This is a genomic window from Paraburkholderia sp. AV2 (genome assembly GCF_054968425.1).
In genome coordinates this window covers 1-23,873 of record NZ_JBANLK010000071.1, presented here as the reverse complement: position 1 = coordinate 23,873, position 23,873 = coordinate 1, and the positions used below count along the sequence as shown (strand labels likewise).

The 23,873-nt window shown below is 62.7% G+C and carries 24 protein-coding genes, 1 tRNA gene and 2 riboswitches; of the genes, 10 read left to right on the top strand and 15 right to left on the bottom strand.

From position 1 onward, the window contains the following. Positions 1-320: 320 nt before the first annotated feature. The 5 genes from gcvP to V8683_RS29230 all read right to left on the bottom strand — a co-directional run bounded on the left by gcvP (position 321) and on the right by V8683_RS29230 (position 7,081). The gene (gene gcvP, locus V8683_RS29250) at positions 321-3,296 is read right to left on the bottom strand and encodes an aminomethyl-transferring glycine dehydrogenase (protein ID WP_411188029.1); all 2,976 of its coding nucleotides are present in this window, start codon (positions 3,294-3,296) and stop codon (positions 321-323) included. Positions 3,297-3,369: 73 nt separating this feature from the next. Continuing rightward, positions 3,370-3,750, bottom strand: coding sequence for a glycine cleavage system protein GcvH (gene gcvH, locus V8683_RS29245; RefSeq protein ID WP_411188031.1), 381 nt, complete (start codon positions 3,748-3,750; stop codon positions 3,370-3,372). 102 nt (positions 3,751-3,852) lie between these two features. Continuing rightward, the gene (gcvT, locus tag V8683_RS29240; RefSeq protein ID WP_411188033.1) at positions 3,853-4,971 is read right to left on the bottom strand and encodes a glycine cleavage system aminomethyltransferase GcvT; all 1,119 of its coding nucleotides are present in this window, start codon (positions 4,969-4,971) and stop codon (positions 3,853-3,855) included. Between the two features lie 79 nt (positions 4,972-5,050). After that, a riboswitch (glycine riboswitch) is annotated at positions 5,051-5,199 on the bottom strand. A gap of 57 nt (positions 5,200-5,256) precedes the next feature. Continuing rightward, positions 5,257-5,359: riboswitch (glycine riboswitch) on the bottom strand. A gap of 71 nt (positions 5,360-5,430) precedes the next feature. Beyond that, a complete protein-coding gene (locus V8683_RS29235; RefSeq protein WP_411188035.1) occupies positions 5,431-5,778 on the bottom strand; it encodes a hypothetical protein in 348 nt (115 codons plus the stop codon). 253 nt (positions 5,779-6,031) lie between these two features. Continuing rightward, a complete protein-coding gene (locus V8683_RS29230; RefSeq protein WP_411188037.1) occupies positions 6,032-7,081 on the bottom strand; it encodes an oxidoreductase in 1,050 nt (349 codons plus the stop codon). 152 nt (positions 7,082-7,233) lie between these two features. Here V8683_RS29230 and V8683_RS29225 point away from each other — a divergent pair, with 152 nt between their 5' ends. Next, positions 7,234-9,324: a UvrD-helicase domain-containing protein gene (locus V8683_RS29225; protein ID WP_411188039.1), complete on the top strand. Its 2,091-nt coding sequence runs from the start codon at positions 7,234-7,236 to the stop codon at positions 9,322-9,324. Positions 9,325-9,449: 125 nt separating this feature from the next. Here the strand turns inward: V8683_RS29225 and V8683_RS29220 are convergent, their stop codons facing one another. Beyond that, positions 9,450-10,373, bottom strand: coding sequence for a c-type cytochrome (locus tag V8683_RS29220; protein WP_411188041.1), 924 nt, complete (start codon positions 10,371-10,373; stop codon positions 9,450-9,452). A 307-nt stretch (positions 10,374-10,680) separates the two neighbouring features. Between V8683_RS29220 and V8683_RS29215 the strand changes: the two genes are divergently transcribed. Together V8683_RS29215 and V8683_RS29210 are read left to right on the top strand one after the other, a co-directional pair. Next, positions 10,681-10,756: transfer RNA gene (locus V8683_RS29215), tRNA-Arg, on the top strand. Positions 10,757-10,807: 51 nt separating this feature from the next. Continuing rightward, positions 10,808-11,809 (top strand): site-specific integrase, encoded by a 1,002-nt coding sequence (locus V8683_RS29210; RefSeq protein ID WP_411188043.1) that lies wholly within the window; start codon positions 10,808-10,810, stop codon positions 11,807-11,809. 57 nt (positions 11,810-11,866) lie between these two features. Here the strand turns inward: V8683_RS29210 and V8683_RS29205 are convergent, their stop codons facing one another. From V8683_RS29205 to V8683_RS29165, 9 genes are all read right to left on the bottom strand, one after another. Continuing rightward, the gene (locus V8683_RS29205; RefSeq protein ID WP_411188045.1) at positions 11,867-12,340 is read right to left on the bottom strand and encodes a hypothetical protein; all 474 of its coding nucleotides are present in this window, start codon (positions 12,338-12,340) and stop codon (positions 11,867-11,869) included. 276 nt (positions 12,341-12,616) lie between these two features. Further along, entirely contained in the window at positions 12,617-13,090 is a 474-nt protein-coding gene (locus tag V8683_RS29200) for a hypothetical protein (RefSeq protein WP_411188047.1), read from the bottom strand. 10 nt (positions 13,091-13,100) lie between these two features. Continuing rightward, positions 13,101-13,649, bottom strand: a complete 549-nt coding sequence (locus V8683_RS29195) for a hypothetical protein (RefSeq protein ID WP_411188049.1) — start codon at positions 13,647-13,649, stop codon at positions 13,101-13,103. 3 nt (positions 13,650-13,652) lie between these two features. Beyond that, positions 13,653-14,102, bottom strand: coding sequence for a hypothetical protein (locus V8683_RS29190; protein WP_411188051.1), 450 nt, complete (start codon positions 14,100-14,102; stop codon positions 13,653-13,655). 831 nt (positions 14,103-14,933) lie between these two features. Continuing rightward, positions 14,934-16,748, bottom strand: a complete 1,815-nt coding sequence (locus tag V8683_RS29185) for a VapE domain-containing protein (RefSeq protein ID WP_411188053.1) — start codon at positions 16,746-16,748, stop codon at positions 14,934-14,936. Positions 16,749-16,853: 105 nt separating this feature from the next. Then, the gene (locus V8683_RS29180; protein ID WP_411188055.1) at positions 16,854-17,048 is read right to left on the bottom strand and encodes a hypothetical protein; all 195 of its coding nucleotides are present in this window, start codon (positions 17,046-17,048) and stop codon (positions 16,854-16,856) included. Positions 17,049-17,198: 150 nt separating this feature from the next. Next, positions 17,199-17,471, bottom strand: coding sequence for a hypothetical protein (locus V8683_RS29175; protein ID WP_411188057.1), 273 nt, complete (start codon positions 17,469-17,471; stop codon positions 17,199-17,201). A 285-nt stretch (positions 17,472-17,756) separates the two neighbouring features. Continuing rightward, positions 17,757-17,960, bottom strand: coding sequence for a hypothetical protein (locus V8683_RS29170; RefSeq protein WP_411188059.1), 204 nt, complete (start codon positions 17,958-17,960; stop codon positions 17,757-17,759). 12 nt (positions 17,961-17,972) lie between these two features. Beyond that, positions 17,973-18,938 (bottom strand): baseplate hub protein, encoded by a 966-nt coding sequence (locus V8683_RS29165; protein WP_411188061.1) that lies wholly within the window; start codon positions 18,936-18,938, stop codon positions 17,973-17,975. 25 nt (positions 18,939-18,963) lie between these two features. Here V8683_RS29165 and V8683_RS29160 point away from each other — a divergent pair, with 25 nt between their 5' ends. The 7 genes from V8683_RS29160 to V8683_RS29130 form a co-directional block, all read left to right on the top strand. Further along, positions 18,964-19,560 carry a hypothetical protein gene (locus tag V8683_RS29160; protein ID WP_411188063.1) on the top strand — a complete coding sequence of 199 codons (597 nt, stop codon included), beginning with the start codon at positions 18,964-18,966 and terminating at the stop codon, positions 19,558-19,560. Positions 19,561-19,587: 27 nt separating this feature from the next. After that, positions 19,588-19,869: a hypothetical protein gene (locus V8683_RS29155; protein ID WP_411188065.1), complete on the top strand. Its 282-nt coding sequence runs from the start codon at positions 19,588-19,590 to the stop codon at positions 19,867-19,869. After that, entirely contained in the window at positions 19,869-20,291 is a 423-nt protein-coding gene (locus tag V8683_RS29150; protein WP_411188067.1) for a hypothetical protein, read from the top strand. Before V8683_RS29155 ends, V8683_RS29150 begins: the two co-directional genes overlap by 1 nt. Before the next feature lie 5 nt (positions 20,292-20,296). Continuing rightward, entirely contained in the window at positions 20,297-22,399 is a 2,103-nt protein-coding gene (locus tag V8683_RS29145; RefSeq protein WP_411188069.1) for a transglycosylase SLT domain-containing protein, read from the top strand. 11 nt (positions 22,400-22,410) lie between these two features. Beyond that, positions 22,411-22,944, top strand: a complete 534-nt coding sequence (locus tag V8683_RS29140) for a hypothetical protein (RefSeq protein WP_411188071.1) — start codon at positions 22,411-22,413, stop codon at positions 22,942-22,944. A 102-nt stretch (positions 22,945-23,046) separates the two neighbouring features. Continuing rightward, complete coding sequence (locus V8683_RS29135; protein WP_411188073.1) at positions 23,047-23,340, top strand: hypothetical protein; 294 nt, start codon at positions 23,047-23,049, stop codon at positions 23,338-23,340. A 7-nt stretch (positions 23,341-23,347) separates the two neighbouring features. After that, on the top strand, positions 23,348-23,873 hold a 526-nt coding region (locus V8683_RS29130), incomplete at its 3' end, for a hypothetical protein (protein WP_462880716.1).

Here is a 23,873-nt window from a genome sequence, read left to right as displayed (position 1 = left end):
CCGCGATTATGTTCAGCGGGGGGGGGGGGGTGGTGGGGGCGCAAAGCCAGCAGCAGCCCGCACCCAGCTGGGGGGCCCGCCTCACTGGCCGCGCGGGGGCGCCGCCGCCCACGGGCCGGGCCGAGATTCGGGTTGAGACCGGGGCAAAGACCCGGGTTGAGATCCCGATTGAGACCGTTAGCACCTTCCGCGCCATGCGGGACTCCCTGGTTCAAGGCTGACAGGTGTGTGATGGTAACGGTTTGCGGCGCCGAATGTGAGGGCGATGGCTGCCGCCGGCGTCAACTTCCCGCGACGCGCGGCGGCCGTCAAAGCGACGCTCAGGCCTCGTTGGCCTCTTGCGCGGCCTCTGCTGCTTCTGCGTCGCCGTACTCGGCGATCGGCACGCACGAGCAGAACAGGTTGCGGTCGCCATAGACGTTGTCCGCGCGGCCGACCGGCGGCCAGTACTTGCGCGCCACCAGCGAGCGCACCGGGTAGGCCGCCTGTTCGCGCGAGTAGGCGTGCTGCCAGTCGTCGGCGACCACCACGGCCGCGGTGTGCGGCGCGTGGCGCAGCGGGTTGTCTTCCTTGTCCGCGCGGCCGTCTTCCACGGCGCGGATTTCCTCGCGGATCGCGATCATGGCCTCGACGAAGCGGTCGAGTTCTTCCTTCGATTCCGATTCGGTCGGCTCGACCATCAGCGTCCCCGGCACCGGGAAGCTCATGGTCGGCGCGTGGAAGCCGTAGTCCATCAGGCGCTTGGCGACGTCGTCGACGGTGATGCCGCTCGCGTCCTTGATGGGGCGCAGGTCGAGAATGCACTCGTGCGCGACGAGCCCGCCCGGGCCGCTGTAGAGCACCGGAAAATGCGGCGCGAGCTGGTTCGCGACGTAGTTCGCGTTGAGGATCGCGGTTTCCGTGGCGGCCGTGAGGTTGGCCGCGCCCATCATGGCGATGTACATCCACGAGATCGGCAGGATCGAGGCCGAGCCGTAAGGCGCCGCGCTCACCGCGCCGATGCCGTTTTCATCGCGGCGGTAGCCCGTCGAAAGCTGGTTCGGCAGGAACTGCGCGAGGTGCGCGCCCACGGCGACCGGACCGACGCCCGGGCCGCCGCCGCCGTGCGGAATGCAGAAGGTCTTGTGCAGGTTCAGGTGCGAGACGTCGCCGCCGAACTGGCCCGGGGCCGCGAGGCCGACCATCGCGTTCATGTTCGCGCCGTCCACGTACACCTGGCCGCCGTGCGCGTGCACGATCTCGCAGACTTCGCGCACGTTCTCTTCGAACACGCCGTGCGTCGAGGGGTAGGTGATCATGATCGCCGCGAGCTTCGCGGCGTGCTGCCCAGCCTTGGCCTTCAGGTCGGCGAGATCGACGTTGCCCTTCGCGTCGCAGGCCACGACCACCACCTGCAGGCCGGCCATTTGCGCCGAAGCCGGGTTGGTGCCGTGCGCCGATGCGGGGATCAGGCAGACGTTGCGATGCGCTTCGCCGCGCGAGGCGTGGTACGCCTGGATGATGAGCAGACCCGCGTACTCGCCCTGCGAGCCGGCGTTCGGCTGCAGCGAGACGGCGGCGTAGCCCGTGGCGGCCACGAGCATCTGCTCGAGCTGATCGACCATCTCGCGATAGCCGACCGTCTGCTCGGCCGGCGCGAACGGATGGATGCGGCCGAATTCGGGCCACGTGACCGGCAGCATTTCCGAGGTCGCGTTGAGCTTCATCGTGCACGAGCCGAGCGGGATCATCGAACGGTCGAGCGCGAGGTCCTTGTCGGAGAGGCTGCGCAGGTAGCGCAGCATTTCCGTTTCCGAATGGTGGCGGTTGAATACCGGGTGCGTGAGGTACGCGCTTTCGCGTGCGAGCGCGGTCGGGAACGAAGTCGTGCCGGCCTTTGCCAGGGAAGCGTCGAGGGTATCGACCGAGGGCGTTTCGCTCGCGAACGCGGCTTGCGCGAACACGGCGAGCAGATCGGCGAGGTCGGCGCGCGTGGTGGTTTCATCCACCGACACGCCGACGCGCGTTTCGCTCACTCGGCGCAGGTTCATGCCGCGCGCGAGCGCCGCGTCGTGCAGCGCCTGGGTGCGGGCGCCCGATTCGAACGTGAGCGTGTCGAAGAACGATTCGTTCACGAGCGTGTAGCCCAGTTGCTTCGCGCCGGCGGCGAGGATGGCCGCGACGCGGTTCACGCGCAGCGCGATCGTCTTCAGGCCCTGCGGGCCGTGATAGACCGCGTACATGCTCGCCATGATCGCGAGCAGCGCCTGCGCCGTGCAGACGTTCGAGGTCGCCTTCTCGCGGCGGATGTGCTGTTCGCGCGTTTGCAGCGCGAGGCGCAGCGCCGGGTTGCCCTGCGCGTCGACGGTCACGCCGACGAGACGCCCCGGCATCTGGCGCTTGAAGTCGTCCTTCACCGCAAGATACGCGGCGTGCGGGCCGCCAAAGCCCATCGGCACGCCGAAGCGCTGCGAGTTGCCCACGGCCACGTCCGCGCCCCATTCGCCCGGCGGCACGAGCACGGTGAGCGCGAGCAGGTCGGCGGCGGCGATCACGGCGCCGCCCGTTGCGTGGATCGCGGCAGCGAGTTCGCGGTAATCGTGCACGTCGCCGTTCACGCCGGGGTATTGCAGCAGCACGCCAAAGGCGTTGGCCTGCGCGGCGTCAGCGGCCGGACCGACCTTCACCTCGATGCCGATCGGCTTCGCGCGCGTCTTCACGACTTCGAGCGTTTGCGGCAGCACGTCGTCGGCCACGTAGAACACGTTCGACTTCGACTTGCCGGTGCGCTGCACGAGCGTCATCGCCTCGGCGGCGGCCGTGGCCTCGTCGAGCAGCGACGCGTTCGAGATCGCGAGGCCCGTCAGGTCGGTGATCATCTGCTGGAAGTTCAGCAGGGCTTCGAGGCGGCCCTGCGAGATTTCCGGCTGGTACGGCGTGTACGCGGTGTACCACGCCGGGTTTTCGAGCACGTTGCGCAGGATGACGGCCGGCGTGTGCGTGTCGTAGTAGCCCTGCCCGATATAGGAGCGGAACACCTCGTTCTTGTCGGCGAGCGCGCGCAGGCCCGCGAGCGCCTCGGCTTCCGTGCGCGGCGCGCTGAACGGGCCGAGCGGCAGCGTTTCCTGGCGGCGGATCGCGGCTGGAATCACCGCTTCGATCAGCGCGGTGCGCGAGGCGAAGCCGAGCGTGCCGAGCATCGCCTGCTGGTCAGCCGTGTCGGGCCCGATGTGGCGGCCGGCGAAGGCTTCGTGCGTCTCGAGCGCCGCGAGGGTGAGAGAAGTGTTCATCAGACGATCCGGGTGTTCGAGCTTCATGGGCGTTCCTGCGGGCGCGGCGGCCGGGCTGGTACCGCCGCGCGGGTGCGTTGTGCTAAAGGCGCTGGGGGTATCAGGCGCCGATCGCCTTTTCGTAGGCGGCGGCGTCGATCAGGCGGTCGAGCGAGGCGTCCGCAGCCGGCTTGATCTTGAAGAGCCACGATTCGTAGGGCGCGCCGTTCACCTGGTCGGGCGTGTCGACGAGCGTGCTGTTCGAATCGACGATCTCGCCGGCCACCGGCGCGTAGATGTCCGAGGCGGCCTTGACCGACTCGATCACGGCAACGGCGTCGCCCGCGCCGACCGTGCGGCCCGCTTCGGGCAGTTCGAGAAAGACGATGTCGCCGAGCGCTTCCTGCGCGTGGTCGGTGATGCCGACGGTCAGCGTGCCGTCGGTTTCGGTGCGAACCCATTCGTGCGATTCGGTGTATTTCAGATCGGCCGGGATGCTCATAGGATGCTCCAGTGTGTGGTTCGCGGTTGCTTGCAAATGCTTCGGAAGAGGGGAGCGTGCGCGCCGGTCAGGCGACCTGCCAGACGACCCGACGCACGGCGTTCAGGCGGCCAGCACCTTGCCGTTGCGCACGAACGGCAGTTTTACCACGCTTGCGGGAAGGGCTTTGTCGCGGATCTGCACCTGCACGACGTCGCCCGGCTGCACGCCCTGCGGCACGCGCGCGAAGGCGATGGATTCCTGCATGGTCGGCGAGAACGTGCCGCTCGTGATCTCGCCCTCGCCGTGCGGCGTGAGTACTTTCTGGTGGGCGCGCAGCACGCCGCCCGCCTTGCCGTTTTCCTTCTGCAGGATCAGGCCGACGAAGGCCATGCGCGAACCGTTTTTCTCCAGCACGGCGCGGCCGACGAAGTCGCGCGGCTCTTTCATGTCGACGGTCCAGGCGAGGCCCGCGTCGAGCGGCGAGACGTTGTCGTCCATGTCCTGGCCGTACAGGTTCATGCCGGCTTCGAGGCGCAGCGTGTCGCGCGCGCCGAGGCCGCAGGGCTTCACGCCCTGGTTTTGCAGCGCACTCCACAGTTCGCAGACGGCGGCGACGGGCACGATCACTTCGAAGCCGTCTTCGCCGGTGTAGCCGGTGCGCGCGATCGTCAGCTCGCCGAACGGCGTGCCTTCGATCTTCGCGGCGTTGAAGGGCTTGAGCGTTTCGGTGCAACTGCGCGAGGAGGGTGCCACGCACCAGACCCGCTCGCGTGCGTTCGGGCCTTGCACGGCGACGATCGCCAGATCGTTGCGCGGCGTGATGGCGAGGCCGTAGCCGCCTTCGGCGTTGAGCTTTTCGAACCAGGAGATGTCTTTTTCGGCCGTGCCCGCGTTGACGACGGCGCGGAACTCGTCGTCGGCGAAGTAGTAGACGATCAGGTCGTCGATCACGCCGCCTTCGGGGTTCAGCATGCACGAGTAGAGCGCCTTGCCCGGCGTGGCAAGCTTCGCAACGTTGTTGGCGAGCGCGCGGGAGAAGAACTCACGCGCCTTCGGGCCCGCGAAATCGACCACGCGCATGTGCGAGACGTCGAACATGCCGGCGTCGGTGCGCACGGCGTGGTGCTCGTCGATCTGCGAGCCGTAGTTGACGGGCATGTCCCAGCCGCCGAAGTCGACCATGCGGGCATTGAGCGCACGGTGGGTGGCGTTGAGCGGGGTACGTTTCAGTTCGGTCATGGGGCGGCCTCGGCACGGTCGAAAACGAAAAAGGCCATGCATGAGGCTCCGCAGGCCCTGTGCCTGTGGACGCTTCATGCATGGCCCCTCTGTCCTCGGTACCTGAGAGATTGCGCCGCGCGCTGAGTTGAGTGGGTCAGCGTCCGGGCGGCGCGCGCCCCTTCGGTGGGCAGTCTGAACGCGGCCTGTCTTGCCGCCGTTCTGCTGCCGCTCTCCAGAGTGCGGACCTTTTTGCCTTTCCGTATGCCGCGCGCACGGTGGCGCAAGGCTGGCGCAAAGGCGGTCCGGCGCGCACGGTCCTTTTGCCTGAGAGTTTGTGGGTTGCCCCTTCGGCGGCGCCGGCTGCGCTGGAAAGCTGTCAACCGGCGCGCTCTCCCGGCGCGCGCAGCGATTGTGCGCGAGGCGCACAGGGCGTGTCAATCCAGAAAAATTTTGACACGCCCCGCGTACTTCGGGGAATTACTCGCCGATCGCGTGCGCGGCCTGGTCGAGTTCCTGGTTCAGGACGCGCTGCTCGTCGGGCGAGATGCCGCCGCCGTGCTGCGAGGCCATGTTATGCGCTTCGCCGCGAATGTCGTCGAGGCGGTGATGCAGCGCGTTGCCTTGCGGCGGCGGGTAGTAGCCCTGATTCACGTGCGCGTCGATGCGGCGGCCCAGATTGTCGATGCGGCCATCCACCTGATGCAGGCGCTCGACGGCAATCTGGTGCGGCGTCGGGCCGGGCGGGGGCGGCGGCTGGTTGACGACGCAGGCGGCCAGCGTCGAGACGAGGGCGCTTGCAGCAAGCGCACGTGCAATACGGGACATGTAAGACTCCTTTGGTCGTTGTCGCTCTTTTTGGCGTTGTCCGAACGAGCAACGTTTCAGGCGTTTATTGAGATGACAGATTCGCGCGCCAGGACTTGTAACCGTTTGTATTCATCTTTCATCCGTGTCGGAACAATGAAAGGTATGCAGCGGGTCCGCCGGGATATTCGACGATGAGGCCAAGGCGTCTCAAACCCCGACAATGACGCGGGCAAGCCCGCGCCAGCGACGCTTGAGCGCCGCGGTCGGGCTTTCAGTTTCCTCGTGCAAACGGTAGCGTGCGCCCCTCGGCGGCGCTTTGGGTGGCCAGCTCGATTAGGGTCATGACGTCGATGGCGTCCTGCGGACTCACCGGGAAGGGCACGCCCTCGCGGATCGCTGCGGCCAGCGCACGATAGAGGCCGGTGTAGTCGCCGTTCAGCGTGGGCAGGCTGCGTTCGTTTTCGCTGCCGTCCGCGAGCAGCCCAAGCAGCCGCCCCGCCTCGTTGCCCGCGCCAAAGCCTGGCTGGCCCGGACGCAGCCCCGCTTTCAACTGATCCTCCTGAGTGTCGAGCCCGTTCTTCAAATAGCTGCCGCCCGTACCGGTGATCACGAAGCGCGGCGAGAAGGCCGCCAGCGCGCTCGCGTGCAGCACGGCTTCGTGCTGTGCGTAGCCGAGCACGAGATGGGCGTAGTCGGGCGCCGTGGCGTTGTCGCGGCGCGTGCGCACGAAGGCCGTCACCGTTTCGGGCGTGCCGAAGAGCGCGAGCGTCTGGTCGATCAGATGCGGCCCGAGATCGTAGAGCAGGCCGCCGCCGCGCGAGGCGTCTTCGCGCCAGCGCTGGCGCACGAGCGGCCGGAAGCGGTCGAAATGCGATTCGAAGTGCGCGACCCGGCCCAGCTCGCCGCTTTCGAGGAGCGTGCGTACGGTGAGGAAATCGCCGTCCCAGCGGCGATTGTGGAACGGCGCGAACACGAGTCCGCGCTCGGCCGCGAGCGCGGCGAGCGTACGCGCCTCGGCCGAAGTGAGCGTGACCGGCTTGTCGACGAGCACGTGCTTGCCGCGCTCCAGCGTGCGGCGGGCGAGGTCGAAGTGCGTGTCGTTGGGCGTGGCGATCACCACGCATTCCACGTCGGCGAGTGCGAGCAGGGCGTCGAGGTCGGGAACGATCGCGGCTTCGGGAAAGTCGGCGTGGGCGCGCTCCGGCTGGCCGGTGGCGATAGCGGCCAGCTCGACCGCGGGGCAATGCGCGATCACCGGTGCGTGGAAGGTCTGGCCGGCAAAGCCATAGCCCATCAGGCCGAGTTTCAGCGGGGAAGTCATGGGGCAATTCCTGCAAGAGGCGGCGCGGCGGTACGGAACTGCGGCCACGGCCGCGGTGGGCGGGAGGCCGTTATTGTGGCACGCGGCCGTGTTAACATCGCACCTCCCGCGCGGCGCCCGGCCGTCCCACCCGTTTTTCCCATCCAGCAACGATGTCCGCAGGCCTGAATCCCGCCCAAAGTGAAGCGGTGCGCTATCTCGACGGTCCCTGTCTCGTGCTCGCCGGCGCGGGCAGCGGCAAGACGCGCGTGATCACGCAGAAAATCGCGCACCTGATCGAAGCGAAAGGCTTCGAGCCGCGCCATATCGCGGCCGTCACCTTCACCAACAAGGCCGCCGCCGAAATGCGCGAGCGCGTGGGCAAGCTGCTGGAAGGCAAGACGCTCACCACGCCCGGCAAGGAAGGTCGCAAGGTGCCGACCAACCAGCTCACGGTCTGCACGTTTCACTCGCTGGGCGTGCAGATCCTGCGCCAGGAAGCCGAGCATCTGGGGCTCAAGCCCCAGTTCTCGATCATGGATTCGGACGACTGCTTCGCCATGATCCAGGAACAAGTGGGATCGACGGATAAAGGCTTCATCCGCAAGATCCAGTCGATCATCTCGCTCTGGAAGAACGGCCTCGTGATGCCCGAGGAAGCGCTTGCCACCGCTTCGAACGAGGACGAGCACCAGGCGGCCATCGTCTACCGCAACTACGTAGCGACGCTGCACGCCTACCAGGCCGTGGATTTCGACGATCTGATCCGCCTGCCCACCGAGCTGTTCGCGAAGAACGAGCCCGTGCGCGAACGCTGGCAGAACAAGCTGCGCTATCTGCTGATCGACGAGTACCAGGACACCAACACCTGCCAGTACGAGCTGCTCAAGCTGCTGGCGGGCCCGCGCGCCGCGTTCACGGCCGTGGGCGACGACGACCAGGCCATCTACGGCTGGCGCGGCGCCACGATTGAAAATCTGGCACAGCTCGGCAAGGACTATCCGAAGCTGCACGTCATCAAGCTGGAGCAGAACTACCGCTCGACGGTGCGCATTCTCACGGCGGCGAACAACGTCATCGCGAACAACCCGAAGCTCTTCGAGAAAAAGCTCTGGTCCGAGCACGGCATGGGCGACACGATCACGGTCACGCCCTGCAATGACGAAGAGCACGAGGCCGAGTCGGTGGTGTTCCGCCTTTCCGCGCACAAGTTCGAGCGGCGGGCGCAGTTCCGCGACTACGCGATTCTTTACCGCGGCAACTTCCAGGCGCGCATCTTCGAACAGGTGCTGCGCCGCGAGCGCATCCCCTACGTGCTCTCGGGCGGCCAGTCGTTCTTCGACAAGGCCGAGATCAAGGACCTCTGCGCGTACCTGCGCCTGATCGCCAACCACGACGACGATCCCGCCTTCATCCGCGCGATCACCACGCCGCGGCGCGGCGTGGGCAACACCACGCTCGAAGCGCTCGGCTCGTTCGCGGGGCAGGCCAAGGTGTCGCTGTTCGAGGCCGTGTACATGGGCGGCATCGAGGCGCGGCTTTCCGCGCGCCAGGTCGAGCCGATGCGCGTGTTCTGCGACTTCATGCAGCGCCTTGCCGAGCGCGCCGAGAAGGAGCCGGCGACGGTCGTGCTGGACGACCTCATGGAAGCGATCCACTACGAGGCCTACCTGTACGACGCTTTCGACGAACGCCAGGCGCAGTCGAAGTGGCAGAACGTACTGGAATTCCTGGAGTGGCTCAAACGCAAGGGCACGAAACCCGAGCAGGAAATCGGTGAGGATAGCGAGGCCACGGGCTACGACAATGCCGACGGCCTCGCCGACACCGGCAAGAACCTCATGGGCCTGATCCAGACCGTGGCGCTGATGTCGATGCTCGAAGGCAAGGACGAGGACCCCGATGCGGTGCGCCTCTCGACCGTGCACGCCTCGAAGGGGCTGGAGTATCCGCACGTGTTCCTGGTGGGCGTGGAGGAGGGCATCATGCCCCACCGCGGCGGCTCGGAAGACGACGTGATCGACGACGCGCGCATCGAGGAAGAGCGGCGCCTGATGTACGTGGCGATCACGCGCGCGCAGCGCAGCCTGCACCTGAACTGGTGCAAGAAGCGCAAGCGGGCGCGCGAGACGGTGGTGTGCGAAGCGTCGCGCTTCATCCCGGAGATGGGCCTGGACGACGCGCCACCGCCCACGGCGGAAGAAGCGCCGATGACGCCGAAAGACCGGCTGGCGAGCTTGAAGGCGCTGTTGCAGAAGGGCTGAACGCTGCTCGCGGTTGCGGTGCTTGACTACGACGGCAAGGACGCGGTGAAAACGAAAAGGGCTGCATCGTGAGATGCAGCCCTTTGTCTTGGGCTCTCGTGCGCGTGCAGTACGCGAGTGGGCGCTTACTTCGCAGCGCTCACCATGTAATCGACGGCGGCTTTCACGTCGGCGTCCGAGGCGTTCGAGCCGCCCTTCGGCGGCATCTGGCCCTTGCCGTGCAGCGCGTAGTTGTAGATGGTATCCATCGGATCCTTCAGGCGCGGCGCCCAGTCGCCCTTGTTGCCGAACTTCGGCGCACCCAGCACGCCCGCCGCGTGGCAGGCCTGGCAGACCTGCTGATAGAGCGCCTTGCCGGCCTGTGACGCGTCGGCGCTTTGTTCGGCGCTGCCTGCCGCGGGCGCGGAAGCGGGTTGTGGAATAGCCGCGATTGCTGCTGCGGCGGCTGAAGCCTGGCCAGCACTGGCCTCGGCGCCCGACGTAGCGGGGGCACCTGAAGCCGGCGCGGCCGCTGCCGCACCCGATGCACCCTGTGCGGTGCCGGGTGCGGGCATGGGCGGATTCGGGAAGTTCGCGCCGGCGTGATTCGCCATGTAGGCGACGGCGAGGCCGATTTCGTAATCGCTGTAATCGTCGGGGCTCGTGCCGCCGCGCGGCGGCATGGCGCCCTTGCCGGTGAGGGCCGTGTGCCACAGCGTGTCGTAGCCTTGCGCGATGCGCGGCGCCCAGTCGCCCGAGTTGCCGAACTTCGGCGCGCCCGCCGCGCCCGTGGCGTGGCAGGCCGAGCAGACCGCCTGAAAGACCTGCTCGCCGGTCTTGTAGACGCGCGGCGCGTTGGCGTCGCGTACCGAGACCTGCGCGACGGGCGCGATGCGTGCGGTGATTTGCTGGGCGGAAAGCTCATCGGTGCCGGCACCGGTGCGCGTCGTGCTGTCGACGTAGTAGGCGAGCATGATGCAGCAGACGATGGGGATGGCAAACCCGGCGACGATGGCGGCGATCAGCTGGCCGGGCGTTTTGATCGGGGCTCCGTGGGGTGCTTCGCTCATGCTTGTCTCGTCTCCCGTTGGTATTGTGGTGAGCGGTACAACCTGGCGATGGATCAAACACCGACGATTATAGACGCAAGGTTTTGCGGCTGGTGGGCGGCAGCGGGGGTCTTCAGCGGGCGTTTACCCGGAGCGGCGGGGCCGGATGGGTGGGGTTCTGGCGATGCGGCCCTGATTGCAGGACGCGTTGACCGGCCAACCCCCGTGCGGTGGACGGTTTAACCGAAACCGGGTATTCTCTCGGTCTCACTGCGGCGCCGCTTTCCTTCTGTTTTTTCGCGATTGGTGGCAGCGCCAGCGTCTCAATGCGCCCGTAGCTCAATGGATAGAGTACTGCCCTCCGAAGGCAGGGGTTGCTGGTTCGATCCCAGCCGGGCGCGCCATCCTCTTCAAGTGCCTTTCTGTGTCCGTAGGACTTATACGGGACTCAGAAAATGGCGACTTTCACAAAGCGCACCGACTCACGCGGTAACGTCCGTTATCAGGCGAAATGTCGAAGGCGCGACCGCCCGACCCTCAGCAAGACCTTTGTAAGCCTCTCCGACGCGAAGAAGTGGGCGCGTGAGATGGAGCGCGGTTGGGACAACGGTGAAGTTTTCGACGCGAAGCCGCAGGATGACTCGACGCTGGCCGATCTGCTGCGGCGATACCGGGAGGAAGTCTGCCCGACCCTACGCGCTGGCGACCTGACCGTTATGCGGATTAACTTGTGGCTCCGGGAATCGTGGACGAAGATTCCGGTGCGCGATCTAACGCCCGCCATCTTGGCGAAGTATCGGGATGACCGGCTTAAGCAGGTGAAGCCCGGAACGGTCCTGCGTGAGCTAAATATTCTCCGGGCCGCGCTGAACCGGGCGAAGCTCGAATGGGGCATCGACGTTCCAGAGTGTCGGATCACACGCCCGAAGGCTCCGGCACCGCGAGACAGGCGGCTGCAACCCGGCGAGTTCGAACGGCTACGGAAGGGCTGCGAGCAATCGCGGATTCAGCACTTGTGGCCCGCTATCGAACTGGCCGTGGAGACTGCCGCGCGGCAGGGCGAGTTGCTGGCGTTGCGATGGGACAACGTGGACCTTGATCGCAAGATTGCTCGCTTCCCGATGACGAAGAATGGCCGCCCGCGAACGATCCCACTATCGAACCGTGCAGTGGAGATTCTTTCCGGCCTGATTCGGAAGAAGGGCGAGCCACGCGTGCTGTGGGCGTTTGGTAAGGATCAACGATGCTCGCTCAAACACGCGTTCGTGCGGCTGTGCAAGCGCGTTGAGATCGAAGGTCTTCACTATCACGACCTGCGACGCGAGTCGATCAGCCGCATGATCGAGCGTGGCCTGAGCGTCGCGGAGATTCAGGTGTGCTCTGGTCACCGGACGCTCTCACAACTGGCCGTGTACTCCGCGCCCGATCCGGTCGCGATTGCGGCGAAGCTGGGCTGATAGTCCCTTAGAAGTCGCGCGGTGGGTCTCAGCGGCTCGCCGCGCTCTGCATGACGATTAACCGGCAATCCCGCAGATGTATTTCGCCGTTCGATACGTGACTGAGGTTGGGTCCAGCACCTCCATACTCTTCAACGACCATACAGGCTTGCTCTCGTCCCATTCACCAGTCGTTGCAGATAGCGGCGTTACATTCTTGTCGAAGTCCATCCCAGCTACCACGCCGTAGCTCATGTTGCGGCAATTGACCTCGATCTTCTCGATTGTGAATGCTGTATCCGAACCGGAAAACGGATCATGGACGGGTGGCGAGTAAACATCCTTCAAGAATGCTTCGCGACTTCCATCTCCGAGCACTTTGATGCTTGATGGTAGGACGTACTCCACATGCAACCCGGCTTCCGGTCCACTGCCTTCCTGTCCTGATGACGTCTGCAACCACACGCCCTTCGCTACTGCGACAGATGATATTCCGGCAAGTGCGATAGCAGTCGCGACTCGCCGTGACCTTCCCGTTATCTTGAATCGCATTAGACGGTCTTCCTTGTTGTTTTGAAGGAGCCTGATTATCTGGCAATTCCATCTATTGTTGAATCGCGTTCAGTAACGTTACTCCCTCATATCGGGAGTCGCGGGCTGTTGGGCTATGGGAAGAGTGAAGCGCGGGACGGGAGAGGGGCGCGGACGAAGAAAAGCCCGGTGTCCGCTTTTGGCAAACACCGGGCGATTTCCCCTCAACTCACTCCCACGCACCGAACACGCCAACCGTCGAGAAAGCGTGAACAGTGTCGATATTGTACGGATGCGTTATGTACGCCCTGCGTCAAGCGACACGATCCACGCGAACATCGACCACGCGCGGGCTTCCTGTCGCTCACGTTTGGCAGCGCGATTTGCCGCGCTCGTCCGGCCTTCGCCGCGAGCAGCGCGATGGGTCGATAGCTCATACAGACCGTCATCGCGCACGCCGGATCGTGGCCGCATGGCATGTTCGATGCGCTCGCGGCTGGTCGGCTGTACAGGGTTGCCAGCAACGCATGCAACGTCTGCCTGCCGCGCGGCTTGCGCCCGTCCGATCACATCGGCGCGCTCGATGGTCTGTTGGAGTTCCAGCGACGGATCGTAGTTGATGGTGCCTTCATCTTCGCGCCACTTGCGCTGGTCGATTCCCGTTGTGCCGCTGCCCGATGACTCGAAACCGTCGAAGAACCCGGCTGCGGGCTTCTCGTCTGCTTGTTCGGTGTCCTTGGACTTCGCTAGTCTGCTCTTCAAGGTTGCCATGGTTCGCCTCTTACTTCATTTTGCGGATGCGGGTCACTTGCTCTTTCGCTACTTGGCCAAGGTGCGCTGGCGGGTTCGGATCGGGCCAGCGTCGATCACGATTGCGGAGAAGGTAAAGCGCCACAAGGTCGGATTCCGTGAGCGAGTAAACGAAGTTCGCCCATTCCTGCTCGCCGCGCTGCTCAAGTTCTTCCGCGACCGTGCGTAGTTCGTCGTCCGTCTTGTGGGCAAGCGACAGCATCCACCGGCGTGTCGGTGCATCCGACGCGTTCCACCAATCTGTCAGGTTGTTGTCCTTCATCACCCTCCTAGCGGCAATGACCCACGGATTGGAGGCGTAGAACGCGAACCATCCGCACGGATCAAAGTCATTAGCCGGGTTACTTTCGCGTGATCGTTCGTCTTCGGGCAGGTCGCGCTCGTTGCCATAGCACGCGTAGAACATGGACAGATCGGTTGATCCGCGCTCGTCCTTCGACATAGACGAGTAGGCGACGCGGTTTGCGACGCGCCGCCCATGCTCCGCTAGATGGCTTTGATACTCTTCTGTGCCGATCATGGCTTAGTGAGGCTTCGATTCCGAAGGCTTCGCGATGAGGCGTTGGAAGTCCGCGAACGAGTGGCCGATGCGAGTGTTGCCCTTGTCGTCAATGATCGTGATGCCGAACAGCACGTTGAGTTCCTTCGCTGCCGCGATGCGTTCCGCGCGCTTCGCAGATTCGTCCGTGGCGATGGAGAAGAGAACGCGGGCTGCTCGCTGCGCGTCCCAGATGGGGTTGTCTTTCTTGTCTGCGACTGCCGCGACCAGAGTGCGCTTGTACGCGTCCGACGTTTCGATGAGGTTGATGTAAGCGAACGGGTTCATGGTCATGGCGTACTCGTGACCGAAAGCACCCGTCAACGCCGCGATGCTGGTGTGACCATCGGCGCGAAGTTTGACGTAACGCAGCAGCGCTTCCTTGTGAAAGTGCGCGATGAACTCGTTGCTGAATGTGTCGATGTCCGCGACCATGTCTATTGATCCAATGTACTAGGTGTTACGCGAGTTTGACGGGCGCTAGTGTCGTGGTCTAGCTGGCCTTGCAGGAGCCGTTCGCGGGTCGTTCGGGTAGGGTTGTGTGGGCCGGGTCGATGCAGGCGCGTAGGACACGGTTTTCGCTGGGCGCTGCGTGTTCTGCGGTCTTTCGGGCGGGCGGATCGACGCCGGAATATCGCCGCCCGTCCCGCTCGCGTCCCGGCGCTTCGTCACCTCATATCGGGCGTGTGCGCGACAGCCTTATTCGGGCAGGGTGCGCGATTCGGCGTGGGCTGGCGCGCCGTCCCTGTTCGGTCGCCGGGTATGGCCGCGTGCTGATTGGCGCTTGTGGTGAAGGCCGCACGGCCTGAGTGCCCTAGCTGCTGGCCGCAGGACAGAAGCGCACGGAGTGCTGATGCTTGCCGCAGGCCGGTTCCAGTTCGGTTCCCGATAGTTCCAGCCGCAGGCAAATTGGAACTGGTGTCGAAGTCTTATGCTGCAAGGGGTTTCGGTTCTCTAGTTCCAATAGTTCCAATAGTTCCAATAGATAAAGAAGAGTTAGGGTGCAAGTGTGTTGGCCGGGTAGTTAGGGAAACTGTGATTCGACTGGAACTCTGGAACTGAAAACCACGGAACCCAAGCCCCGCTTGCGTTTGCAGGCAGTTCCGGCCTGGAACTAGACTGCCCCGGAACTGGAACTACGGAACTGGAATGGCACCAGAATGAACATAGGCGTCGCCAATCCAGCGACGAACAAAGCAAAAAGGGCCACGAACCGAAGCCTGCGACCCTCGAACAACTCACACCCATTAACAGCAACGTGCGGACTCAAAACGGCTCATGCCTCGCATCGGCCTGATCCGCAGCGGCTTTCGACCCATCATCGTCGGTGAACTTCTTCTTCAGCTTGGCAATCGCCTCATCGCCAGTGAACAGGCTATTCGAGCCATCGTCAGCGATCAACTGATCGACGGCTTCGGCGCGGCCACCACGTTTCTTAACTGAAGTCGTATCCTTGCCGACGCAGAACAGCACGCCCGCTCTTTTCCCGGAGAACTTGCCGATGATGCCGCCGTTCAACTCCGCGAAAGCAAACAGCGCAGCCTTCGTTCGCTCCGAAGTCACCTTTTGCTTCCCGACAACACGGTCCATCGTCTGGATGAACGTGTCAGCGTACACGATGACCCCTTGCGGCACGTCATAAAACTGAGTCTTTTTCTCGGTGCCGGGAATGCTGCACGCCACGCCAGTTTCACGCCAAACCATCGGTGTCGCGGCGAACGCATTCGTGAAAAAGGTCTCAACAACCGGGTCGGAGATGCCGCCGTTGCCCTTCGCCTTCACTTTCTCGTTTGCGGCATTTACTTGCTGGACAACTTCCGACACGAACGCTTCATACTTTTTCTCGCCGTTGTCCGCGAACCAGCGTTGGCACTCTGCCATGATCTGCCACACTTCGTTTTCCAAAGAGTCCCAATGGTTCTGGGCCACTTTGAAATCAGGGTCGTAGGCGATCTTGCCCTGCTCATCCTCCTGCCGACCGCATACCCACAGGATGATGCGCCGCTCGCCGGTATCGTCGCGAAACACACCGTCCAACTTGTTCCCGTCCATCACGGTGATCCACTGGCGCGGTTGTTGCAGCTCACCCTCATACTTGAAGTTAAGGCTGTCCGACTGGCGCGTAATGAAGTCTTTGATCTTGTTAAGGTCGCCGCGCGTAAAGCCGGTCATTTCGCCAGCGTTTGCGATGATCGACTGTCCGGTGATCGCGCGCAGGAAGTGAAGCGGTTCGCCGGCCATGTTAAGCGGTGTCGTGTCGGCTTCCGGGTCGCACATGATGATCTTGCAAAGGGTCTGCGTGAAGCGCGACTTACCGCACCCTTGCGGCCCGAATATCGACAGCATCATCGGCGCGAGCGAACCCGGATACATCACACGCGCATACAGCGACAGCCAGAAGTACTGCGAGCATTTGCGGTGAAATTCAGAAGCAACCTCACCGAACAACTCAATCAGCTTCGTCTCCATGCGTCGCGTCTCGTCCCACTTCGGGATGCGATCCCTCACTTTGTCGATCAGGTCGTTGCGCTCGTCGGGCAGCGCATATTCCTTGATGACCTTTCGCGCAGATTCCAGCGTTACACCCTTCAGCCCGCCAGCGCTAAACGCTTCGACCCAGCGCGTTACCGGATAGAACTCGTCAATCACCTTGCCATTGTGATCCACAATGCGCCCACGGAAGTGATCGCGGTGCGGCTTTGCACGCTCGCCATCGAACAGCGCATTCAGCACGACCAGTTTGTTCTCGTCCGTCATCAGCGGCTGCGTGATGAATGAATCACCTTGCCGAACCTTCTTGACGTCCTTGAAGGCAATCTGCTGCGACTCGAACAGCTTCTTGGCCCGCTTCACAATATCCGGCTCCTTGCGAAGCTCTGCAACAGCAGCTTCGTTCGCCGCTTCGTTCGCAATCAGGCGTGCCCGACTTTGCTCCAATTCTTTATCGGCTTGTTCAAGTGCGCCTTCCATAGCTTCATCGAATCCGTCATACACCTTGCCGATGTTCGCTGACGTGCCTTGATCCGAAAGGGAATTTTCTTCGTGGCTGTTGCCACGGTCATTATTTTCAGCGATACTCATCGTTAAGGACTCCTGTCATTTGATCCGGCTGGTAACCGAATCGTTGTAAGTGATTGGACTCGAAATCTTCAAAGCCGCTCAGGCCCACGCCTCAGCGGCTTTCTTTTATGCAGCCTGCGGAAATCCGCCCTGTTTGCGCATACCGCTCCGGGCGGCCAGTTCGGGCTTCTCCTTGAGGACGTGCATCGTCGCCAAGCGCACGAACTCGCTGGGGGTGATTCCCTTCTCAGCCGCAGCGGCGATCACCTGCGCCCGCAATTCGGACGAGGTGACGAAGGTAAGTTTTGCTTCGCCTTTCATCGGAATCTCCTTGCCTCGAAGTAAGAAGTTGATCCGATTATCTCCGCGCCCAACGTGTTCACTTACGCCACTGTCGAGACACCGCGAGCGAACAAAGGCCCGCAGCACGAAGCCACGAGCCGCCATTGGGCTGTGCGGACGCTTCCCGAATTACGCAGCGACCATCTCAAACCGCACACTGGGCGCGGCCAAGCCGCACGAGTGAAGCGACTCCATCGCGGACGAAACGGCACCGATGATCCTTGAATAGAATTCAGCGCCACGGCACACAATCTGGACGCTTCCGTCTTCCGCCGCGTGATACATCGTGAATGCAAGCGGCTTGCCGTCCAGACTCTCGCACGGCTCATCAGTTTTCAAGTTGATGATCGGAAGGTTTGCTGCGTTCAGCGCCTGAATAATTGCGAACTCGGCTACGTTCATGGTCTTGCTCCGAATTGTGAATATCGAGCGCGCACGAACGCGAGCCGTGCAGCGCGGCGATTAAAGTCAATAGGTGAGTTGTTCGCCACGAGCCATTTGGACCGCGTTGCGCGATCCGGGCGAACTAGACTGGTTTCTGTAGGACAGACGGCGGGGTGTGCCGGTGCTCTCGGAGCAGCGCTAATACTAGATCAGCAATGCTCGCGTCGCAATCTGGCACCATTTAATAAAGTGCTGGAGTAGGTCACTCTTTTGCGCTAACAACACGGACGCCAGCCAGCGCCACTACGCCTCATCGTCATCAAGCAGCGCGTCCGGGTGATCGCCCGACAGCGCCTTTTCTGCTGCGGCTGGTCGTTGTAGCTCTCGAATGCTGTAATGCGCGCGGTCGCATTCCGCTCCGTTCATGCGCGGCTTATCGAACGCGCCAGATACCTTTCCTGAAGACACAAGTTTGCCGCCTACATAGACGCGGGATACATAAGCCATTTTCGCTGTACCTCACTGAACAGAAGCGTTAGCAGGCAGCGCCGCGCCCACGTGCGTGTAGAACGGCTCACCACGGCTCGTCAGGTCGTTCTCGATGCGGTACGGGACGTAATTGCCGTTGAGCGACGGGTTGAGCAAGGATTGGATCGCGACCGCCGTGTGCATACGAATGTCGGTGCGAAAGAGCGTGGTGAAGTCGCACCCGAACTCGTTCCAGTTCGGCATTCCGATGAACTCGTTGACGGCCAGCGGCGTGGAGCCGTCAGCAATCGCATTGCGGTCGCGCACGTAGAGCGTGCCGCTGTCGATGAAAACGTCCACAGGGTTGTTCGCCGGGGCGAGATACATCAGCATCTTCGGCAATTGCCCGACGTTCGTGGCCGTGATGAACGGGTTCGTGATGGTGACGGAGTTGCACGAAGCGGTGCATTGAAGCTGGAGTCCCGCCTGCGCTGCGGCGTACTGCGCTGCGGCAAGGAACGTCATCTGCGCGGCGGGAAGGGCGGCGGGAATTGCCGTCTTGTCCACCTGACGCGTCGCGGCCATGATCTGAATTCCGATATTCGGCGGGCCGCTGAGAAGGCGCGATGAGTACGCTTCGCCGGTGAAAATCTGCGTGCTGTTGTTGCTGGCGGGTTGCGATGAGGGTGCTGCTGAGCTATATCCCGCCATGATCGTGACCGGGACGAACGGCTTGCCGCTGCCGCTCGATTGCGTCAGGTGGTTTTGGTACTCGTTGATGCGCGAGAGGATTTGCAGACGAAGCTGCTCCGACAGGTTGTAAACCTGAATCGAAGCGTGCGCCTGAATGCCGAGTGCTACGGATTGCGTCTGTACGCGCAGGTCCAAGGTCTCGTCCAGCGTTACCACATTGCCGTTGCTCATCGTAAGCTGAACCTGTAATACGCGCTGGCCTAGCATTGATAGGACTCCAATACGTGTGATGCCGCGAGCGTACCCCGACACGAAGGCGTACACCTAACCGAACTCGTTACAGCGTTCGATGCGTGTCGGTTGGACACCGGGATGGCGGACGATACGAACTCGTAACAACGTTCTATCCACCAATCGATTCGGTATCCATATCACTATGAACAGTATTATCGACCGTATCAAGATCACCACGAACGCGTACAACAACACGCTTCTGCCGGAAGACTTCGCATCGCGCAACGTGGCGCGCGCACTGTTCACGCCGCACGAGCGGCACGTTCACGCTTCGCTCCGGGCCATCGGTTACGGCGCGTTCGAATCCTTCGCGGCAGTCTTCGGAAAGCACCTGATCGCCACGCCCGAAGCGCTCGACGCTGCGGCCCGCGTATACGAATCCACGAACGCGTTCCAGCGCGAAGTCGCGGAGATTGTCGTGGCGCTTGGCGAGAAGCGCGACGCGGAATTGAATGCGCGCGTGGCAGAACTGACCCATCACGCGGCAGACGCTGCCCGCGCCATCAGCATGAAAGTTTCCGACCGCATCCACGATCAAGGCCAGCATCGCCAGCCGACCGATTTCGTGATCCTTGGCGGCATCCTCGAAAAGCGCGAGAAGGAAATCAAGTATCAGTCTGACGAAACCCCGCACTACGACAAAGGAGAGTAAGACGTGAGTGACGAACTCATCCAGCGTATGCCCGCCATCATCGCTCGCGCTTCCGCAAACATGACGCACGCGCGGGATACCGGCGAGCTAGTGGTGACGGGCCGTGCCATCCGCGACGCGGCAAAGGCCATCGGCTTCGATCAGGCCATCTCGCCGCGAGCGTTGCGCGCCGCCATGATCGCGTCCGGCGCCACCTTCCACAATCGCGGCCCCGCCTGCGCCAAGTACATCTTCAAGGGCTGTCTTCGCCCGACCGAAGCGATGGACCGCGCGACAGCCAACGTCAAAACCATCAAGGATTCGAAATAATGGAAACGTCCATCCTCAACACGGTCACTCTCGAAGACGGGCGCGAAGCTGTTCTGGGCGCGTTCAACGCTCTGGACGGGTACGAAATCAAGTACAAGTTCATCGACGCGTATGACTCGAAAGATTATGCGTTCAAGCGCGCTCTACTCGTCCAGGTGCTCTCGCACGTCACGCTCGACGGGAAGCCGCTCAACAGCGAGACCGCGATAAACGCGCTGTGCAGCGATTGGCGCGTCGCGTTGAGCCTGTATGACGCCGCGCTCGCGCACAACGGCATCACGTTCGATTTGTTCCTGCGCGAGAAGAAGCCGGAATATGAGGCCATCGGCGCAGACCTTGGCGCGGGCTTCGTGTCGGAAGTCGTGCGGCTGTACGGCCCGATGCTCGAATTGGCCGCAGCGAACGCGAAGAAAGGGGAGTAAGAAAAATGGCCGAAGACCTTGACCGCTTCACTTTGATGTACCAAGTTGACCTAAAGGATTCGATCAGTCGCCTCCAAAAGCTGCAAGAGTCGATGGAGAAGACTTCGAAGGGTCACGAAAAATCCGTGGCGGGCGTGAAGGAGATGGTCTCGCATTTCCAAGGCGTCAGTAAGACGCTCGACACGGCCACAGGCGCGTTCGGCAAGTTCCTTGGCGCGGCTGGCCCGGTTGCTGGCGCGATGACCGCTATCGGCCTCGCGGTGAAGTTCGCCGCAGATCAGGTGCAGGAGTACAACGCCAATCTCAAGCTCGCCTATGGTACTGGCATCGATCTGACGAGCCTTGAAGGTGTCCGGCGCTCCCTTACCGCAAGCGGCAACGTAGATCGCGCGACGGTCGATCAGAGCCTGGGCAACATCGCGGGCATGGTTCGCTCCGCGCGCATCGACCCGACCGGCGCGGACGCGTACAAGCTGCGCATGATGGGCGGCAATCCGTTCGGCTCCGTTCAAGACAACATGAGTTCCATCGGCGCGAACTTCCAAGGTATGAGCCGCGAGCAGGCGGAAGCACTCGGCATGTCGTATGGCGGTCTCGATCCGCGCATGGTGGATGAACTGCGCCGCGCTGGCAGCGATGCCGGCAAAGTGCAGATGAGTGATGAGGACATAGCCAACATCGCACAGTACAACGAGAATCTGAAGACGCTGAACGAGACGTTCAACAAGGGCAAGAGCGCCATCAAAGAGTTCTCCGTTGACGCGTCCGCCGATCTCATCAACTTCTTCAAGGCTCTGCCCGAAGCGGTCGGCAGCGCACTGAGCCCGTCGAAGAACGGTGGCTGGCTCGCGTGGCTAAAGAAGATGGGCGACAGCGCCATGATGGCTGATGGCGCGGGCATGTTCGATGACAACAACTCTGTCGCTCAGGATACGAAGAAGGCGCTGGCGGATGCCGACCAGAAGCGCCAGAAGCTCGTCGCGAAGGCAAAGAGCGACGCGACCCAGCAGCATCAAATTTTCGACGCGGGCACGATGTACATGCGCGCGGCTTCGCTCTTTGCCGCCAGCGTGAATTCGTTCACGCACACGATTGGCGAGCAGGAGATGAATGCGCTTCTCGCGGGCGAAGCTGGCGCGGCATCGGGCGCGGGTGGTTCGCCTTCGAGCGTTAACGGCGCGAGCAACGGTGGCGGTTCCACGTTCGTTCCGGGCGGCTCCGGCACGTGGCAATCGAGCCAGTATGCGCAGCATATTAAGGCCGCAGCGGATAAGACCGGCCTTGACCCGCAACTGATCTATGCAGTGATGCAGACCGAATCGCACGGTGTGAACGGCCAATACAGCGAGACCGGCGCTGGCGGCTTGATGCAAGTCACGCGCGGCAACTGGAAGAAGCTCGGCAACGGCTCGAACGTCATGGACCCGGCAGCAAACATCATGGTCGGTGCGGGCATCTTGAAGGAGCAGATTGGCATCAACAAGGGCAATCTTGAAGCCGGTCTGCGCGGATACAACGGCAATTCCGATCCGAACTATGTGTCGAAGGTGCTGGCGGCCTTTGGTGGCAGCGCAATCGGTACGGGCCATTGGGTTGCGACGCCCGGTAAGTCGTTCAATCTCGCAGGCGGCAATAGTCTCGACCGGCAGCGCGTCCTCAGCGCGGCGGATGCTATTGCCGCAGGGCTGCATGTCAGCGGTGTAACGGGTGCGGGCATCCTCCAAGGCCAGTTCTCGCGCGGCGATGTGGACTTGGGCTATCAGCGTGCGCTCACGTCTGAGAAGGCCAGCGTGTACAAGGCATATCAAGCTGCATATGCGCCCGGTCTGAATGCGTTCCAGCGGAAATCTGCGATGACCGAATTTCAGCAGGCCGCGATCAGCGAGCGGTCGCTGGAGAATTACAGCGCACAGATTCTTGGCCGCGCTCGTGCTGGCGGTCAGGAACTCACTTCGGGTCAGACCGTGAACATCGACGCGTCGAACATCTCGATCAACGTCACAGGTGGCATTCCCGATCAAGCTCAGTTCAAGCGCCGCGTCACGCAGATTCTCCACGAAAGCGTTCAGCAAGCTCTCAACGAGCAAGTCGATAGCGTAAAGGGTTAAGGAGCACGCCCATGTCGAGAAAGCTCAAAGAGTTCGAAGTGTTCGGCATGAAGTTTCGCACGCTTCAGGCCGGTGCAGTTGCGGCTTTTGCCGAAGTGAATCGCACCGGCCCGCTCGATCCGATGGCCGTCTTGCCGCTGATCGAAGTGTTGGACGAACACGAACATTGGGTCGCATTAGACTCTAAACAACGTTCGAACGAGTATATCCGCGAGCGCACCGGGTTCGTCCCGGCACACGTTGTACTCGAATCGGTGCTTGCCGCGTGGAGTGAGGTGAACGTCGGATTTTTGCGCGACTGGAAGCCGATCAAGGTTCCCAGCTACCTGCGTAGCGAACGTGAACCACGACAGGCACGCGGCATTGATCCGATCCTCGCAAGCATCATCAACTCGAAGCAAGCAACGCTGAGGGACTTGGAAGAGTTCTACAGCGGCGAAGATGCGATCAACTTGTTCGACGTGAGCATGGCCGCGAAGCTGGACGAAGCCGATGCGCAGTATCAGGCGCACAAGGAGTCGAAGGCAAAGGCCAGATCGCGCTAATCATTTACTCAAGACTCTTCGTAGTCCTACTCAAAAGGAGAAATCATGGCAGATCAAGCAGAGCAAACCGCAGCCGCAGCGCAAGCAGCGGCGGACGCGCAGGTGCAGGCGCAAACCGCAGCGGACGCGCAATCGGCAGCGGACGCGCAGGCAGCAGCGCAATCGGCAGCGGACGCGCAATCGGCAGAGATCATGGCCAATCAGGAAAATCGCGCAGCCGCAGAAGCGCAGGCAAAGATCGCAGCGCATGCAGCGCTCGAAACACTCGTCCACTCGTATGCGGGCGGCCAGAAGGCATCGCAATTCGGTGGCGGCGGAGTTGACCACACGCCGCGTACCGCACCGGCAGATCAACAGCAATCGGCCAACAACGGCCAGATGCTCACCAAGGAGTAATCACATCATGACGACCATCGTTCGCAACACCAAAATCCCGAACAACCCGCGCATCGTGAAGGGCCAGAAGCGTCGCGCGGCACTCGATGCTGTCACCCCTTCTGTGAAGGGACTCGCCCAACGTGCTGCCGTTCTGCACGCTGGAATCGCAACCATCAAAGCCGCGCGTGACGTCGCGGAGAAGACCGGCAATACGGAACTCGCCGCGCTCGCCAACAACCCCAAGCTCAACAAAGCCATCGACGCTGCGATCAAGCGTCTGGGCCGTGACGCTGCGTCGATCCTGCGCACGCAACTCGCGAATTCGAACGACGATCCCGAAGACCTCGATCACACCGACACGGCCAACACGCCGACCGAAGGCGACCCGAACGCCATCACCGGCCAGGACGCCGCGCAAATCCGGCAGATTCGCCACGCCCGATTCTCCACGGCAGCGGATCAGGCCGCAGCGCTCGGCGCATACAACCCCGCACGAGTCGCGCTCGGCCTGCCGGACGAAGTGCCCGATGACGTTTACGCGTTTATTGGCG

What these genes read in the sequence shown, in the direction of transcription:
- V8683_RS29190 (WP_411188051.1), bottom strand. Translation starts at nt 14,102, where the DNA reads ATGGTCGCGGACATCGACACATTCAGCAACGAGTTCATCGCGCACTTT.
- V8683_RS29205 (WP_411188045.1), bottom strand. Translation starts at nt 12,340, where the DNA reads ATGCGATTCAAGATAACGGGAAGGTCACGGCGAGTCGCGACTGCTATC.
- V8683_RS29155 (WP_411188065.1), top strand. Translation starts at nt 19,588, where the DNA reads ATGCCCGCCATCATCGCTCGCGCTTCCGCAAACATGACGCACGCGCGG.
- V8683_RS29220 (WP_411188041.1), bottom strand. Translation starts at nt 10,373, where the DNA reads ATGAGCGAAGCACCCCACGGAGCCCCGATCAAAACGCCCGGCCAGCTG.
- V8683_RS29160 (WP_411188063.1), top strand. Translation starts at nt 18,964, where the DNA reads ATGCGTGTCGGTTGGACACCGGGATGGCGGACGATACGAACTCGTAAC.
- V8683_RS29195 (WP_411188049.1), bottom strand. Translation starts at nt 13,649, where the DNA reads ATGATCGGCACAGAAGAGTATCAAAGCCATCTAGCGGAGCATGGGCGG.
- V8683_RS29210 (WP_411188043.1), top strand. Translation starts at nt 10,808, where the DNA reads ATGGCGACTTTCACAAAGCGCACCGACTCACGCGGTAACGTCCGTTAT.
- V8683_RS29175 (WP_411188057.1), bottom strand. Translation starts at nt 17,471, where the DNA reads ATGAACGTAGCCGAGTTCGCAATTATTCAGGCGCTGAACGCAGCAAAC.
- V8683_RS29140 (WP_411188071.1), top strand. Translation starts at nt 22,411, where the DNA reads ATGTCGAGAAAGCTCAAAGAGTTCGAAGTGTTCGGCATGAAGTTTCGC.
- gcvH (WP_411188031.1), bottom strand. Translation starts at nt 3,750, where the DNA reads ATGAGCATCCCGGCCGATCTGAAATACACCGAATCGCACGAATGGGTT.
- V8683_RS29235 (WP_411188035.1), bottom strand. Translation starts at nt 5,778, where the DNA reads ATGTCCCGTATTGCACGTGCGCTTGCTGCAAGCGCCCTCGTCTCGACG.
- V8683_RS29170 (WP_411188059.1), bottom strand. Translation starts at nt 17,960, where the DNA reads ATGGCTTATGTATCCCGCGTCTATGTAGGCGGCAAACTTGTGTCTTCA.
- V8683_RS29185 (WP_411188053.1), bottom strand. Translation starts at nt 16,748, where the DNA reads ATGAGTATCGCTGAAAATAATGACCGTGGCAACAGCCACGAAGAAAAT.
- gcvT (WP_411188033.1), bottom strand. Translation starts at nt 4,971, where the DNA reads ATGACCGAACTGAAACGTACCCCGCTCAACGCCACCCACCGTGCGCTC.
- V8683_RS29200 (WP_411188047.1), bottom strand. Translation starts at nt 13,090, where the DNA reads ATGGCAACCTTGAAGAGCAGACTAGCGAAGTCCAAGGACACCGAACAA.
- V8683_RS29230 (WP_411188037.1), bottom strand. Translation starts at nt 7,081, where the DNA reads ATGACTTCCCCGCTGAAACTCGGCCTGATGGGCTATGGCTTTGCCGGC.
- V8683_RS29145 (WP_411188069.1), top strand. Translation starts at nt 20,297, where the DNA reads ATGGCCGAAGACCTTGACCGCTTCACTTTGATGTACCAAGTTGACCTA.
- V8683_RS29180 (WP_411188055.1), bottom strand. Translation starts at nt 17,048, where the DNA reads ATGAAAGGCGAAGCAAAACTTACCTTCGTCACCTCGTCCGAATTGCGG.
- gcvP (WP_411188029.1), bottom strand. Translation starts at nt 3,296, where the DNA reads ATGAAGCTCGAACACCCGGATCGTCTGATGAACACTTCTCTCACCCTC.
- V8683_RS29150 (WP_411188067.1), top strand. Translation starts at nt 19,869, where the DNA reads ATGGAAACGTCCATCCTCAACACGGTCACTCTCGAAGACGGGCGCGAA.
- V8683_RS29225 (WP_411188039.1), top strand. Translation starts at nt 7,234, where the DNA reads ATGTCCGCAGGCCTGAATCCCGCCCAAAGTGAAGCGGTGCGCTATCTC.